This is a genomic window from Kribbella lupini (assembly GCF_039529595.1).
Classification (GTDB): Bacteria; Actinomycetota; Actinomycetes; order Propionibacteriales; family Kribbellaceae; genus Kribbella; species Kribbella lupini.
In genome coordinates this window covers 490970-505024 of the sequence record NZ_BAAANC010000001.1, presented here as the reverse complement: position 1 = coordinate 505024, position 14055 = coordinate 490970, and the positions used below count along the sequence as shown (strand labels likewise).

Below are 14055 nucleotides of genomic sequence, written 5' to 3'. Positions count from 1 at the left end.
ACGCCGCGGGGTCACTGGTCGTCCGGGAGCGGTTCGCCGGACGCACGGCCGTTCTGTTCGGAGTCGGGCAGGAGCGAGGCGATCATGAAGTCGGCGATGAAGTCGGCGAATCGCTGGGGCGACCAGCCGCGCTTCAGCACGAGGAGCTCGTAGATCTCGACGGAACTGCAGGTCCACAGGATGTCGGTCGCCTCGGCGACGGTGACGCCGTCGCGCAGGTATCCGCGCTCCCCCAGGAACCGGGCGTGGTGCGACATGCGGGTGAGACGTTCGGCATCGCTGTCCTCGAGCACCGCGGACACGTCGGGGTCGGTGGCGGCGGCCGAGCGCATCAGCAGGCGGATCGGCGTCACCACCGAGGCAACCTCGGCGGTGAGCAGGCCCCACCTGCGCATGATGGTTTCCGGGTCGGTCTCGTGAGCCCGCATGTCGTCGGATCGCCGGTACGCCGGAACCGGCTCCCGCCCGGTCAGACCGCGCTCGTAGATGGCACGTACGAGCCCCGACTTGCCACCGAACGCCTTGTAGATCGTTTCCACCGACACCTCGGCCTCGGCGGCGACGGCGACGATCGTGGTGGCGGCGTACCCGTCGGCCAGGAACCGCCGTTCGGCGACGTCGAGGATCTCCTCGCGGCTACGGCGGGCTTGCGCCCGACGGCCGGCGGAGTCGTAACGACGCTTGCCCTTGACGTGGGTCATCATTCCGTTCCATGCTCCAGTATTGGTTACAGATTACTGTAACGGGAGGGGTGGTCCTCGTGGAAGGATCCCGGCAAGGACCGACGGCGGTGCTCCACCGACTGCTGGACGCCGTGAACGCACACGATCTCGACGGTCTGGCGGCCTGCTTCGCCGACGACTACGTCAACGAGACCCCGACGCATCCGCAGCGCGGATTCCGCGGCCGGGAGCAGGTTCGGACCAACTGGACGCAGATCTTCGCCGGCGTTCCCGACCTGCGCGCCCAGGTGCCGCGCACCGCGGTGGACGGCGGCACGCTGTGGACCGAGTGGGACATGTCCGGCACCCGATGCGACGGATCCGCGTTTCTCCTGCGCGGCGTGATCGTCTTCGGCGTCACCGAGCAGCTGATCTCCTCGGCGCGGTTCTACCTGGAACCGGTCGAGGAGACCAGCGGCGACGTCGACGCCCACACCCGCCGAGTTCTCAGGAACGCGGCGAATCCCCAGGAGGTCTCGTGATTCTCGTGGCCGGAGCCACCGGTCAGCTCGGTCGGCTGATCACCCGCACGCTGATGGAGCAAGGCAAGCCCGTGCGCATTCTGGTCCGCACCGGCTCGTCGTACGACGAACTCGTGGCCGCCGGCGCGCAGCCGGTGACCGGCGACCTCAAAGATCCACGATCCCTGCGCGCCGCGTGCGCAGGCGTCACCGCGATCCTCACCACGGCCAACTCCATGGGGCGTGGCGGCGACGACACCGTCGAGTCGGTGGACCGGGTCGGCAATCGCAACCTCGTCGAAGCGGCAGTGGCCGAGGGGGTGCGCCGCTTCGTCTTCACCTCGGTGCTCGGCGCCGATCCGGAGAGCGTTGCGCCCTTCATCCGCGCCAAAGGTGAGACCGAGCAGCGACTCCGAGACAGCGCCCTGGCCTGGACGGCCTTGCAGCCGGACGCCTTCATGGACACGTGGGTCCCCGCCGTGGTCGGCGGTCCGGCCCTCGCCGGCCAGCCGGTCACGGTGGTCGGGGACGGCCTGCGCCGTCACACCTTCGTGGCCGTGCGCGACGTCGCGGCGTACGCCGTCGCGGCGCTCGATCGCCGCGACGCAGAGGGTCGAGCACTGCCGATCGGAGGGCCCCAGGCACTCACGTGGGGTGACATCGTCGATGTGTTCGAACAGGAACTGGGCCGACCGGTGGGACTGCGAACAGTGCCGCCTGGGCAGCCGGTGCCAGGGATGCCGGACTTCGCCGCCGAGCTGCTCGCGATGCTGAACACCTACGACTCTGACGTCGACAGCACCGACCTGGCGAGCTCCTTCGGCGTGACACCAACCCCTGTCGCTGAGTTCGTCCGCAGCCTGGTCGCTGCACATCACCAGCACGCCGGCTAAGACAGGCCGGACATGTCCCTCACCAACCCAGCAGGGAGATGGGTTGGTGAGGGTGGCTACTCCTTCAGATCAGCCAGGCAGTCGTGTCGACGGGGAGCTTCTCGCCTTCCAGCGGGGCGCTGGAGAGGACGACGGCTCCTTCGGGGAGTTCGATGGGGGCGGCGCCGAAGTTGGTGATGGACTGCCAGCCGCCGGGGCGGCGGAAGTGGAGGGCCCACTCGACGCCGTCGACCCACTCGAGACCTTCACCGGTCTGCAGGCCTCGGCGTACGGCGAGGGCCTTGCGGTACAGGCTGAGGGTCGAGTCGGGGTCGCCTTCCTGGGCCTCGACGGAGTAGCCGCCGAACCACTTCGGCTGGAGCAGGTGCGAGCCGCCGGAGCCGAAGCCGAAGGACAGGCCGCCGACCGTCCAGGGCAGCGGGACGCGGCAGCCGTCGCGGCCCTTCTCGGCGCCCTTGGAGCGGAAGTACGCCGGGTCCTGCAGGTTCGCCGCCGGCAGTTCGCCGACCTCCTGCAGCCCGAGCTCCTCGCCTTGGTACAGGTACGCCGAGCCCGGCAGCGCCAGCATCAGCAGTACGGCGGCCCGCGCGCGGCGCAGCCCCTGCTCGACGTCGACGGTCGGCTCGGTGCCGTTGCTCAGCAGCCAGGCCTTGCCGTCCTGCCAAGCCCCGTCAGGATCCTTGGGCAGCCCGTACCGGGTCGCGTGCCGGACGACGTCGTGGTTGGAGAACACCCACGTCGAGGACGACCCGTTCTGGTCGGCCAGCGCGAGGTTCTCCTCGATCACCTGGCGGAACCGGTCGAAGTCCCAGTCGGCCTGCAGCAGGTCGAAGTTGAACGCCTGCCCGAGCCCGGCGGCGCTCGCGTAGCGCGCGCGACGAGCAGCCGGTACGAACGCCTCGGCCACCGCGGACCGCGGCGGGTCGTACTCGTTGAGCACCTTGCGCCACTCGACGTAGATGTCGTGCACGTCGTCGCGGTCCCACAGCGGGTGGATGCCGTTCGACTCCGACTGCCGGGGCAGCGTGGTCTTCGACGGCAGCGGCTCGGTCAGGTCCTTCTTCAGCGCGTGCGCGACGTCGACGCGGAACCCGTCGACCCCACGGTCGGACCAGAACCGCAGCGTCTTCAGGAAGTCCTCGCGGACCTCGGCGTTGTCCCAGTTGAGGTCGGGCTGCTCGGCGGCGAACAGGTGCAGGTACCACTGGCCGTCGTGGATCTGCGCCCACGCCGACCCACCGAAGACCGAGTCCCAGTCCGAGGGCGGCTGGTCGCCGTCGCCCTCGCGGAAGATGTAGCGGTCGCGGGCGGGCGAGTTCTTCGGCGCGGCCAGCGCCTCCTGGAACCACTCGTGCCGGTCGGAGCTGTGGTTCGGCACGATGTCGACGATCAGCTTGATGCCGTTGTCGTGCAGCGTGCCGACCAGCTCGTCGAAGTCGGCGAGCGTGCCGAGCCGCGGGTCGACGTCGCGGTAGTCGTCCACGTCGTACCCGCCGTCGGCCAGGGCCGAGGGGTAGAAGGGGCTCAGCCAGACCGCGTCGATGCCGAGCGACGTCAGGTACGGCACCCGGCTGATGATGCCCTGCAGGTCGCCGATGCCGTCGCCGTTGGAGTCGGCGAAGCTGCGCGGGTAGACCTGATAGACGACCGCCTGCCGCCACCAGTCGGCAGCGCTCGTCTCCTGCGCACGAGTAGTAGTCAAGACAGAGCCTCACTCTGAGTGTGTGGGGTGCGACGTTTATATAGACTTTAAATTTAGAATCTGTAGTATTGTGAACACGGTACTGCGAGGAGGTCAAGAGGGATGCCGAAGACGTCTGCGGCCACTCCACCGCTGCTGCGGCGGGTGAACGCGAGCAAGCTGCTCGGCGTGCTCTCGTCCACCGGAGTGATGACCGGAACCGGCCTGATCGAGGCGACCGGGCTCACTCGCGCGACCGTGCACGCGGTCTGTAACGACCTGATCGGCATGGGCTGGGTGGTCGAGCTCGACCCGGTCCGCGACGACACCAGCGTCGGCCGGCCGTCACGGCGGTTCGAGTTCAACAGCGGCGCCGGCTACGTGCTGGGCATCGACGTCGGCGCGGCGAAGACGACCGTCGTGGTGGCCAACCTGCGCGGCGAGACGCTGGCGAAGGCGGGCCGTTCGTTCGCCGCGGTGAAGGAGCCGGCCGAGCGGACCGACCTGGTCGACGAGGCCGTGGTCGACGCGATGAAGGCCGCGGAGGTGACCGACGACCAGGTGATCGCGGCCGGCGTCGGGGTCGCCGCTCCGGTCGACCGGAGCGGGAACATCCTGGCCGACGACGAGTTCTGGCGGCGGTTCGACGCCGGGCTGACGGCGCGGCTGTCGAAGGTCCACGGCTGGCCGGCCCTGCTGGAGAACGACGCGAATCTCGCGGTGCTCGGCGAGCACTGGCGAGGCGAGGCGCAAGGGGTCGACGACCTCGTCGTACTGCTGGCCGGTGAGCGGTTCGGCTCGGGCCTGATGGACTCCGGGCGGCTGCTGCACGGGAGTCGCGGCGGCGCCGGCGAGATGGTGTACCTCAAGCTCGTTGAGGGCGTCGGCGACACCCACGGCATCGCCCGCATCGCTCGCGAAGGCGGAGCCGCGGCGATCGCGGATCCGGCCATCGAGACCGTACTGCGGGAGCTCGCGGGCGGTGAGCCGGTGACCGCGGAGATGGTTTTCGCCGCCGCGGCGCAGGGTGATCAGGCGGCGCTCGACGTCCTCGAGGTCGTCGGTCAGCGGACAGCGCGCGTGGTGGCGACGCTGGGGATCCTCTTCAACCCCGAGCTGGTGGTGATCGGCGGCGCGGTCGCCGAGGCGGCGAAGGCGCTGCTGCCGTCGATCGAGCAACTGCTGGCGACGTTCACCAGTACGCCGCCGAAGGTCGCGGTGTCATCGCTTGGCGACACAATCGTCTCGGTCGGCGCGGTCCGGCACGCACTGAACTACGTGGAACAGAACGCACTCGATCTGACGCTCACCGCTAGGCGTTTTTAGTCCCTCGTGTGGTGCTCGGCGAGGTCCAGCTCGCCTTCCAGTTCCAGCTCGACGACCGTGCAGTCGCGGTCCAAGGCGGTGTCCGAGTCGACGTACAGGTACGTCCAGCCCGCCGCGCCCTCGATGCCGCCGCCCTGGCGGTCGATCCGGAGCTCCACGTCCGAGCCGACGATCGTTGCCTTGAGCACCTTGTTGCGGATGCCGCGGACCACGAAGTACTCGTTCGGCCGGTCGAAGGCGAACAGGTACACCTTGCGCCGGTCGGCCGACACCGTCGACGCACCGTAGAACGCGCCGTTCGGCAGCCCGCGCGTCGTCCCGAAGACCGCGCGCTCGTGCCGCCGGATCCAGTCGCCCAGCTCGCGCAGCCGCTCGACCTGCTCCTCGGGAATCGTCCCGTCCTCGCGCGGACCGACGTCGAGCAGCAGGTTCCCTCCCCCGCCGATCGTCTCGGCGAACAGCCGGATCAGCTGCCGCACCGACTTGTAGTGGTGATCGTGGTGCTGGAACCCCCACGAGTCGTTGATCGTGACGCACAGTTCCCACGGACCGGCCGGCGGCACGATCGGCACGCCCTGCTCCGGCGTCGCGTAGTCGCCGAACCCGCCGCGCATCCGCCCGTTCACCACCGTCGCCGGCAGCTTGCCGACGATCAGGTCGCGCACCTCGTCCATCCGCCACTGCTCCGGATCGCGCTCCCAGTCGCCGTCGAACCAGAGCAGGTCCGGCGCGAACCGGTCCATGATCTCGGTCAGCTGCGTCCGGTGGAACGCGAGGAACCGCTCCCATGCCTCCGGATCCTCTTCACCAGCCGCTGGTACGGCGTACGGATTGCCGCGCTCGTCGGCCGGCATCCCGGCCGGACGCACCGACGCGTAGTCCGGGTGCGTCCAGTCGAGATGGCTGAAGTACAGCCCGACCTTCAGCCCGTGCGCCCGCAGCGCGTCGACGTACTCGCTGACGATGTCGCGCCGCGCGGGCGTCGCCTTGACCGTCGACAGGTCGTTCGCCGCGGTGTCGTAGAGCGCGACGCCGTCGTGGTGCTTCGACGTCAGTACGGCGTACCGCGCACCGGCCGCCTCGAACAGCTCGGCCCATGCCTCGGCGTCGAACTTCGACGCGGTGAAGCCGTCGAGCTGCTTGAGATAGTCCTCGTGGCTGATCTCGCCGTTGAAGAACGACCAGGACTCGGCGATCCCGTTCACCGCGTAGATGCCGTAGTGCAGGAAGATGCCGAGCTTGGCCTGCTCGAACCAGGGCTGGATCGCCATCGCGCACTCCTCGATCGGGGTGAGCGATAGGATATAGGATTTACGGTTTGCGGGTCAGCACCTGGGTCACGGCCTCCAGAACCACCAGGTTCCGCCCGTACGTGACCGCGGTCGGCACGTTCGCCGGCACCAGCGCGCGGTCCTCCGGGATCCCGGTGCAGAGCACGAACACGTCGCCCTCGTGGCTCTCGATCAGGTGCTGCAGCGCGGCCCGCATCCACGGCGTCCGGACAGCGTCCTGGACGGCGACCACCAGCGGCCGGCCGATCGCCGCCGCCTGCGCCTCGCCGAGCGCCTCCGCGTCCGCCTCGCGCAGCACGACGCCGGCCGATCCCGGCGCGATCCGCGCGAACACCTCGGGCAGGCCGCTGAAGTACGGGTTCCACGCCGGGTGCAGCCCCTGCGTCAGATCCACCACGTACGGCGAACCGCCGAGCGCCGGGAACTCCTGACCGGTCACCGTCCGCGCCGCAACCTCGCGGGTCGGCGCGCCGTCGAGGCCGGGCATGCGAGTCCGGGACGCCAGGTCGGCGGCCAGATCGCGAACGCGACCAGCTGCTTCCGTGACGCGCGACGCGTCGAGCGTTCCGTTGCCGACGGCACCGACGATCTCGGCGGTCAGCGCCCGCGGGTCGGCCTCGCCGATCGCGATCATCGCCAGGTCCGCACCGGCCCGGATCGACTCGACCGCGGCCTGCTCGATCGACCGGGTGCTGGTGATCGCCTGCATCTCCAGCGCGTCGGTGGTGATCACGCCGGTGAAGCCGAGCTCGTCGCGGAGCAGGCCCTGCAGGATCCGTCGCGACAGAGTGGCCGGCTGGTCGTCATACGCCGAAAAGACGATGTGGGCGCTCATGATCAGGTCGGCGCCGGCCTCGATGGTCGCCTTGAACGGCGCGAGCTCGACCGCGGTCACCTGCTCGATCGACCGGTCCACGCGCGGGAGCGCGAGGTGGGAGTCGACCGCGACGTCGCCGTGGCCCGGGAAGTGCTTCGGGCAGGCGGCGATGCCGGCGTCGCGGACGCCCTGGACGAAGGCGACGCCGTGCCGGGAGACGACGCCCGCCGACGTACCGAACGAGCGGGTCGAGATGATCGGGTTGGCCGGGTTGCTGTTCACGTCGACCGACGGCGCGAGCATCACGTCGATGCCGAGCGCGGCCAGCGTCGCGGCGGCGTCGCGGGCCGCGGCACGGGTCAGGTCGGTGTCGTCGAGCTCGCCGAGCGCACGGGGCGAGGACAGCGGCCAGGGGTTGGCCGGGGCGAGGTGGCTGAACTCGCCGCCCTCGTGGTCGATCGCGATCAGCAGGTCCGGCCGCTCGGCGCGCAGCGCGGCGGTCAGCGCGGACACCTGGTCGGCGTCGACGACGTTGCGGGTGAACAGGATCACCGCGCCCAGACCGTTCGCGACGGCTCGGCGGAGGTCGTCGGGGGCGGTGGTACCGGTGAAGCCGACGATCAGGGCGCCGGCGGCGTCGCGTTCGAGTTGGTCACTCATGACGCCACCCTCTCGCGCCGACGCAGTGGATGCCAATGGACCCGGGGATGTCTCACGCCGCGTGAGTTCACCAACGGCACCTCCGGACGTCATCTCAGGTTCGACGGGCCCCGGAAGGGTTGGCGGGAATCCATCCCGCCGATCCGTTACGGAGCTCCGCCATGCCCGTCACACCGATCACCCGCCGAACGTTGCTGGTGGCCACGGCCGCCGGCGCCACCGCGGTCGCCGCGGCCGGTACGTTGCCGGCCGCCGGGTCACCGCTGGCCGACACGACCGCCGCCTCCGCCTCGTCGCAACCGCTGCCCGACCCGTTCACCCTGGGCATCGCCTCAGGCGACCCGGACTACCGCAGCGTCGTCCTGTGGACCCGGCTCGCGCTCGACCCGCTCGCCGCCGACGGCATGGGTGGCATGCCGAGCCGCCGGTACCAGGTGCAGTGGCAGGTCGCGCTCGACCCGGGGATGCGCCGCGTCATCCGGTCCGGCGTCGTGTCCGCCACGCCGGAGTCCGCGCACGCCGTCCACGTCGAGGTCGGCGGCCTGCTGCCCGGCCGCGAGTACTACTACCGCTTCCGTTGCGAGCGGCACGTCTCCGCGATCGGCCGCACGCTGACGACGCCGCTGCCGGGCACGTACGGGAGCCCGCTCGACATGGCGTTCGTCTCCTGCTCGAACTACTCCGGCGGCTACTTCACGGCGTACCGGCGAATGGCCGAGGAGCACCCGTCGCTGGTGCTGCACCTCGGCGACTACATCTACGAAGGCGCCGGCGGGACCGGGGCGCGGGCCCACTCGCCGGCCAAGGAGATCTGGACGCTGGCCGACTACCGGGTGCGGCACGCGCAGTACCGTACCGACCCGGACCTGCAGGCCGCGCACGCGGTGGCGCCGTGGGTCGTGGTCTGGGACGACCACGAGCTGGAGAACAACTACGCCGACGAGATCCCGTCGCCGGCCGGGCAGGCCGGGTTCCTCGAGCGGCGCGCGGCGGCGTACCGGGCGTACTACGAGATGATGCCGCTGCGGCGCAGCTCGATCCCGCGCGGCATCGACATGCAGATCTACCGCCGGATCCAGTGGGGACGGCTGGCGTCGTTCCACATGCTCGACACCCGGCAGTACCGCAGCGACCAGGCCTGCAACGACACGACGTCGGACTGCCCGGCGGCGCTCGACCCGGCGCGCTCGATCACCGGTCCGGAGCAGGAGAAATGGCTGCTCGACGGGCTCGGCCGGTCGTCGTCCACGTGGGACGTGATCGGGCAGCAGGTGTTCTTCGGCGCCCGCGACTTCACCGCGGGGCCGGCGGTCACCTACAGCATGGACGGCTGGGACGGGTACGTCGCCTCGCGCCAACGGATCCTCGACGGCTTCCAGCAGCGGCACGTCACCAACCCCGTCGTCCTGACCGGTGACGTCCACAAGCACTACGCGAACGACCTCAAGGCCGACTTCCGCGACCCGTCGTCGCGCACCGTCGGCGTCGAGCTCGTCACCACGTCGATCACCTCCGGCGGCGACGGCCAGGACTTCCCCACCGGCGGCCAGCTGCAGCTCGACGAGAACCCGCACATCAAGCTCCTCAACAACCAGCGCGGCTACGTGAAGACCCGCATCACCCGCGAAACCCTCCAGGCCGACTTCAAGGTCATCCCGTACGTGAGCACGCCCGGAGCCCCGGTCTCCACCCGAGCATCCTTCACCGTCGAAGCGGGCACACCGGGCCTGCACCTGACCTGATTCGCCGGAGGGCCGGGCGGCTCGCGTCCGCCCGGCCCTCCGCTTTCGACTGCCGCTACTTCTTCGTCATGGCCGGGATCCGGGACTCGATGGACTCGACCGGCAACGTCGCGGGCAACGCACTGCCCTCTCCCCCGACGTACACGTACTGGTCGCCCCGCTGCTCGTAGAGGCCGCGGCCACCGGCGAGCACGGTCCGTCGGGCGCCGTCGGAGGTCTCCTCGGCGAGGAACAGCAGGTAGGTCGCTCCGCTCGTCATCACCTGGGCGAGGCCGGGCGCGAGAACCTGCTCCGATCCGAGCTGCGAGACGGTCAACCCACCGGCTCGCAACTTGCCCGCGACCGTCTTCACCGGGGCGACCTCGGTCATCGTCACCGGCAGGCTGCGCAGCTCGGTGGTCGTACGGCGTCCGGCCACTCCGACGACGACCGCCTGACTGCGCTTGGTGAGGTCGGACAGGCTGGTGACCTGGCTGATCTCGTTCACGTTGATCTGCTGCCGCGGAGTGCTGGGGGTGCTCGGCGTGCCCTGGGCGGCGGTGTCCGAGCATCCGCTGAGGGTGAGCGCGACCAGCAGCGTCACCAGGCCAACGCCCAGGAGCCGGTCAGTAAAGATCATTGGCGCCGTTGATGTCGGCCTGACGCGGCGTCGAAAATCCTCCGCAGGCGGTGTCGTACTTGGCGTCGATGTTCGTGTCCATGATGCCGAACTCGCAGCCGCGCCCCTCGGTGTGGGCCAGGCCGAGGGCGTGACCGAGCTCGTGCACCATGATCGCCTTGCGCTTGTCGGTGGTGTACCCGTCGGTGTAGTGGGTGTTCCACCAGGCGACTCGTCCGGTGTCCCAGGTTCCGCCGGTGCAGGAGACGGTGGGACTCTGGTCGATGCCCAGCATGATTCCGGAGAACTGGTAACCCATCCAGGTCGCGCCGAAGTTGCCGTCCGAGACCCTGATGTTGGCGCCAGAGGTCACCTTCGCCATGTTGAACTGGCTGCTGGTCGAGTTCCAGGCGGTGACCGCGCTGGCCGCTGCGTTCGCGTACGGCGCCGACCGGGTCGCGTCCTGCCACTTCAGCGCGTTGCCGCTGCCGGCGAACTTGCAGCCGATCGGGAGCGGCTTCGGCACGTCGGCGGTAGCGGTTGTGGCGGTGGCCGTGGCGGCGACGGGCACCAGCACGGCCAGAGCGAAACCGGCGGTCAGGAGTCGTTGGATCATCTTCGGGTCCTCTCGATTGGGCGGTCCCCGAACTCTGACGGCAGTCGCCCGTCGGCAGAAGCGACAACTCGTACAGTTCACCCGTACAAATCGCTTCCCGGCGTACGGCGGGCCGTTTTTGTCCTCTCAAAGGCCATCGTTGTCAGTGACCGTCAGTGCATCCGAAGGGGCAATCTGCGCACGATGTGGCGTGCTGATGCGTGATTAGCTGCAGTTACCTCTCGCTGTATCAGCTACTTGCGGATAACGTTGTCTCTCGACCTGACCGCCACCGACCGGAGTCCGATCACCGTGACAGTGCAGATCACCCGCCCATGAGCGCTGACTCAGCGACCGTTCTCGGCATCGACATCGGCGGCACCAAGATGGCCGCCGCGCTGGTGGCCGCCGACGGGACGATCCTCACCGAGGACCGGATCCTCACCCCGCCCGGCGACGCCGACCAGGTGTTCGGCGCGCTCGCGGAACTCGTCGAGCGGGTCGTCGGCGCGACGACGCCGATCGCGGTCGGGATCGGGTCGGCGGGTCCGCTCGACCTGACCCACGGACTGGTGTCCCCGGTGAACATCACCGGCTGGCGCAACTTCCCCCTCGTCGACCGGGTCCGCGCGCTGGTCGGCGACGTACCGGTGGAGCTCGGCGTCGACGGGCACTGCTTCGCGCTCGGCGAGTCCTGGACCGGCGCGGGCCGCGCGGTCGACACGCTGCTCGGCATCGTCGTGTCGACCGGCGTCGGCGCCGGGATCGTCGTCGACGGCAAGCCGATGCTCGGCCAGTCCGGCAACGCGGCGCACCTCGGGCACATGGTCGTCGACCTCGACGGCGAGGCCTGCGCGTGTGGTTCGTACGGGTGCGTCGAGACGTACGCGAGCGGTCCCCGGATGGTCGCCCGCGCGAAGCGGCGCGGCTGGCGTCCCGGCGAGCAGGTGGACGCGGCGGTGCTGTCCGCCGACGCCGCGGCCGGGGACGAGATCGCGCTCGCGATCTTCGACGACGGCGCGCAGGCGCTTGCCGCAGGCATCGTTGCGACCGCGGTCACGGTCGACCTCACGACCGTCGTCATCGGCGGCGGCGTGGCGAAGGCCGGGCCGGTGCTGTTCGATCCGGTGAGCCGGTGGGTGAAGCGGCTGGCCCAACTCCCGTTCGTCACCGACCTCACCGTCGAGCCCGCGCAGCTCGCCAACGCCGGCCTCCTCGGCGCGGCCCGGCTGGCCTGGGCGACCACCTGAGCGAGCCGCTCACTCGACGCTGCCCGGCTGGCCTGGGCAACCACCTGAGCGAGCCGCTCACTCGACGCTGCCCGCCGCCGAGCGGCGACGCCCGGCCGGTCTGAGCGAACCGCTCAGTCCAGCGTGCCCGCCGCCGAGTTCGCCGACGCCCACCACTGATCAACCTCCGTCGCTCGGCCGGCCGCACGCTCGCCGGCGACGATCCACGACCGGTCGGGCCAGGTTGATCAGTCGTGGCCGTCGGCCCTCCCGCCGGTCGCGCCACCTGCGCCGATCGCCGTCGCGAGCGCGGGCATTTCGGCGTACCGGCGGTGATTGAACTTTGTCCGACAGTCCGACGGAAACCACGAGTGACAGCGGCAGCACCGGCTGCAGCCCTTACACACAGTTGCGCCGCTCGGAAAGGGATCTCCCGCGCAATTTTGTGCAGTTTTAACCCCAATGCCGAAAAGTCTGTAACGGCGACCCCTGTCCACGCGATGCAACGGATGGATGGGGTGGGGGCACGTCATCCAAGGGCAATCAGGGGGGCCTGCATGCCAGGGATTGACCGCTTGCGAGTGCGGCGGAGAGGCGACTCTCCGCCGCGCACGCGGGCTCGACAGGTTTCGTACGCACGTCCACCAGCGTTGCCCGGGGCAACGCACGACCGGAGGAACAGGTCTTGATGGACGTCGCCGTACTCGTGGTCTTCGCACTCTTCTTCACCGCGCTGGTGGTCGTCACCACCAGCGCGGACGGCCGTCTGCGGGCGTCGGTACGCCGCCCGCGGCTGTTCCAGCTGGTCGTGTTCGGCGCCGCCGCCGCGACGGTCCCCGTCGACGTGTACGCCGTGGTCTACGGCACCGTCGCCGGCGTACCGGTCGCCGAGGTCGTCGACCGCCTGCTGCTCCTGAACGTCGCCGCCTCGTGCGGCGTCGCGGCCCTGCACGAGTCCCTCCGGGGACGTGCCATCTCCGCCGCGCTCGACCTGGACGACCCGTCCGAGTCCGAGCAGCCGGTCCGGATGGGCGTGCTGGGCTGGACGGGCCCGTTGATCGCGCTGGTCGCGGTCACCGCCGTCGTCGCGCTCGGATCCCGTGGGAACGGGGACGAGCTCGGCAGCGTCGGATCCGTCTGGGCCGTCTACTCGCTGCTCATCTGCGTGATCAGCGCCTACGCGCTGCTGCGCCGACGGGCGGTGAGTGCGATCGATCCTCAGGAGGGATGAGGATCGTCGCGGGTTCTGCACCGCGGACGGTGGGCCGACGACTGCGGGAGGGCAGCCATCGGGACTCACACCCCCGTCCACGGTGCAGAACCAATGTTTCAGGAAGTCGACCGCCCGCCCGGGGTGCTCCGGGCGGGCGTTGCTGTGTTCGCTGTTCTCTTCGGCTCTGGTTGGGTTTTTCGCCTCGCTGATGCATTGGCCGTCCTGTTGCTCGCCGTACGGCGGTCTGATGGTGCTCGCGGATCTGGTGCCACCGCGGGGGCTGGTGCCGCCACGGATGCGGCCGACGAGGTCGCTGGGGCTCAGGCCGCTCCGGCCGAGGAAAGCGTGAGAGCACGTAGGCGATTGGGGCTCGGGCTGGGGTCGCGCGCGTGACCAAGGTCGAGCGCCGGGCCGGCGGCCCAGCAGCCGGACTCCACCGGGCCACGGGCGACCTCGCCCCGACGATGTGCTTGTCGAAGCGGCGACCCGGCAGTCCGACTCCACCAGGCGACGGGCGTCCTCGCCCCGACGATGCGCTTGTCGACGCAGCGGCCCGGCAGTCCGACTCCACCAGGCGACGGGCGTCCTCGCCCCGACGATGCGCTTGTCGACGCAGCGGCCCGGCAGTCCGACTCCACCAGGCAACCGGCAACCTCGCCCCCGACGAAGCGCCCATCGAAGCAGCGACGCGGCAGCCCGATCCCACCAGGCAACGGGCAACCTCGCCCCGACGAAGCGCCCATCGAAGCAGCGACGCGGCAGCCCGATCCCACCAGGCAACGGGCAACCTCGCCCCGACGAAGCGCCCATCGAAGCAGCGACGCGG

At 70.1% G+C, this 14055-nt stretch carries 12 protein-coding genes; 6 read left to right on the top strand and 6 right to left on the bottom strand.

The features are described from left to right. Nucleotides 1-11: 11 nt before the first annotated feature. Nucleotides 12-701, bottom strand: coding sequence for a TetR/AcrR family transcriptional regulator (locus ABD235_RS02300; protein ID WP_344168528.1), 690 nt, complete (start codon nt 699-701; stop codon nt 12-14). Between the two features lie 89 nt (nt 702-790). Between ABD235_RS02300 and ABD235_RS02295 the strand changes: the two genes are divergently transcribed. Together ABD235_RS02295 and ABD235_RS02290 are read left to right on the top strand one after the other, a co-directional pair. Then, nucleotides 791-1204, top strand: a complete 414-nt coding sequence (locus ABD235_RS02295) for a nuclear transport factor 2 family protein (RefSeq protein WP_344168525.1) — start codon at nt 791-793, stop codon at nt 1202-1204. Continuing rightward, complete coding sequence (locus tag ABD235_RS02290; RefSeq protein ID WP_344168523.1) at nt 1201-2076, top strand: SDR family oxidoreductase; 876 nt, start codon at nt 1201-1203, stop codon at nt 2074-2076. The genes ABD235_RS02295 and ABD235_RS02290 overlap by 4 nt, the downstream gene beginning before the upstream one ends. A 64-nt stretch (nt 2077-2140) precedes the next feature. Here the strand turns inward: ABD235_RS02290 and ABD235_RS02285 are convergent, their stop codons facing one another. Beyond that, a complete protein-coding gene (locus ABD235_RS02285) occupies nt 2141-3778 on the bottom strand; it encodes a glycoside hydrolase family 13 protein (RefSeq protein WP_344168520.1) in 1638 nt (545 codons plus the stop codon). A 102-nt stretch (nt 3779-3880) separates the two neighbouring features. On the opposite strand from ABD235_RS02285, the gene ABD235_RS02280 reads away from it, so the two are divergent. Beyond that, nucleotides 3881-5083, top strand: a complete 1203-nt coding sequence (locus ABD235_RS02280) for an ROK family protein (protein ID WP_344168517.1) — start codon at nt 3881-3883, stop codon at nt 5081-5083. Here the strand turns inward: ABD235_RS02280 and ABD235_RS02275 are convergent. Both ABD235_RS02275 and nagZ read right to left on the bottom strand, forming a co-directional pair. Then, nucleotides 5080-6354, bottom strand: a complete 1275-nt coding sequence (locus ABD235_RS02275) for an alpha-L-fucosidase (protein ID WP_344168514.1) — start codon at nt 6352-6354, stop codon at nt 5080-5082. The genes ABD235_RS02280 and ABD235_RS02275 overlap by 4 nt on opposite strands. A 40-nt stretch (nt 6355-6394) precedes the next feature. Next, nucleotides 6395-7852, bottom strand: coding sequence for a beta-N-acetylhexosaminidase (gene nagZ, locus ABD235_RS02270; RefSeq protein WP_344168511.1), 1458 nt, complete (start codon nt 7850-7852; stop codon nt 6395-6397). 161 nt (nt 7853-8013) lie between these two features. Here nagZ and ABD235_RS02265 point away from each other — a divergent pair, with 161 nt between their 5' ends. Beyond that, nucleotides 8014-9594, top strand: a complete 1581-nt coding sequence (locus tag ABD235_RS02265; protein ID WP_344168508.1) for an alkaline phosphatase D family protein — start codon at nt 8014-8016, stop codon at nt 9592-9594. A 55-nt stretch (nt 9595-9649) separates the two neighbouring features. Here ABD235_RS02265 and ABD235_RS02260 read toward each other — a convergent pair whose 3' ends face one another. Both ABD235_RS02260 and ABD235_RS02255 read right to left on the bottom strand, forming a co-directional pair. Beyond that, nucleotides 9650-10213 carry a hypothetical protein gene (locus ABD235_RS02260; RefSeq protein ID WP_344168505.1) on the bottom strand — a complete coding sequence of 188 codons (564 nt, stop codon included), beginning with the start codon at nt 10211-10213 and terminating at the stop codon, nt 9650-9652. Next, on the bottom strand, nt 10200-10808 hold the full coding sequence (locus ABD235_RS02255; RefSeq protein WP_344168502.1) for a matrixin family metalloprotease: 609 nt from the start codon (nt 10806-10808) through the stop codon (nt 10200-10202). Before ABD235_RS02255 ends, ABD235_RS02260 begins: the two co-directional genes overlap by 14 nt. Nucleotides 10809-11122: 314 nt before the next feature. On the opposite strand from ABD235_RS02255, the gene ABD235_RS02250 reads away from it, so the two are divergent. Both ABD235_RS02250 and ABD235_RS02245 read left to right on the top strand, forming a co-directional pair. Continuing rightward, nucleotides 11123-12037: an ROK family protein gene (locus tag ABD235_RS02250; RefSeq protein WP_344168499.1), complete on the top strand. Its 915-nt coding sequence runs from the start codon at nt 11123-11125 to the stop codon at nt 12035-12037. A 667-nt stretch (nt 12038-12704) separates the two neighbouring features. Continuing rightward, nucleotides 12705-13247 carry a hypothetical protein gene (locus ABD235_RS02245; protein WP_344168496.1) on the top strand — a complete coding sequence of 181 codons (543 nt, stop codon included), beginning with the start codon at nt 12705-12707 and terminating at the stop codon, nt 13245-13247. Nucleotides 13248-14055: the final 808 nt, after the last annotated feature.

Coding starts and splice junctions, on each gene's coding strand:
- ABD235_RS02300 (WP_344168528.1), bottom strand. CDS start 701: ATGACCCACGTCAAGGGCAAGCGTCGTTACGACTCCGCCGGCCGTCGG.
- ABD235_RS02280 (WP_344168517.1), top strand. CDS start 3,881: ATGCCGAAGACGTCTGCGGCCACTCCACCGCTGCTGCGGCGGGTGAAC.
- ABD235_RS02275 (WP_344168514.1), bottom strand. CDS start 6,354: ATGGCGATCCAGCCCTGGTTCGAGCAGGCCAAGCTCGGCATCTTCCTG.
- nagZ (WP_344168511.1), bottom strand. CDS start 7,852: ATGAGTGACCAACTCGAACGCGACGCCGCCGGCGCCCTGATCGTCGGC.
- ABD235_RS02265 (WP_344168508.1), top strand. CDS start 8,014: ATGCCCGTCACACCGATCACCCGCCGAACGTTGCTGGTGGCCACGGCC.
- ABD235_RS02260 (WP_344168505.1), bottom strand. CDS start 10,213: ATGATCTTTACTGACCGGCTCCTGGGCGTTGGCCTGGTGACGCTGCTG.
- ABD235_RS02255 (WP_344168502.1), bottom strand. CDS start 10,808: ATGATCCAACGACTCCTGACCGCCGGTTTCGCTCTGGCCGTGCTGGTG.
- ABD235_RS02250 (WP_344168499.1), top strand. CDS start 11,123: ATGAGCGCTGACTCAGCGACCGTTCTCGGCATCGACATCGGCGGCACC.
- ABD235_RS02245 (WP_344168496.1), top strand. CDS start 12,705: ATGGACGTCGCCGTACTCGTGGTCTTCGCACTCTTCTTCACCGCGCTG.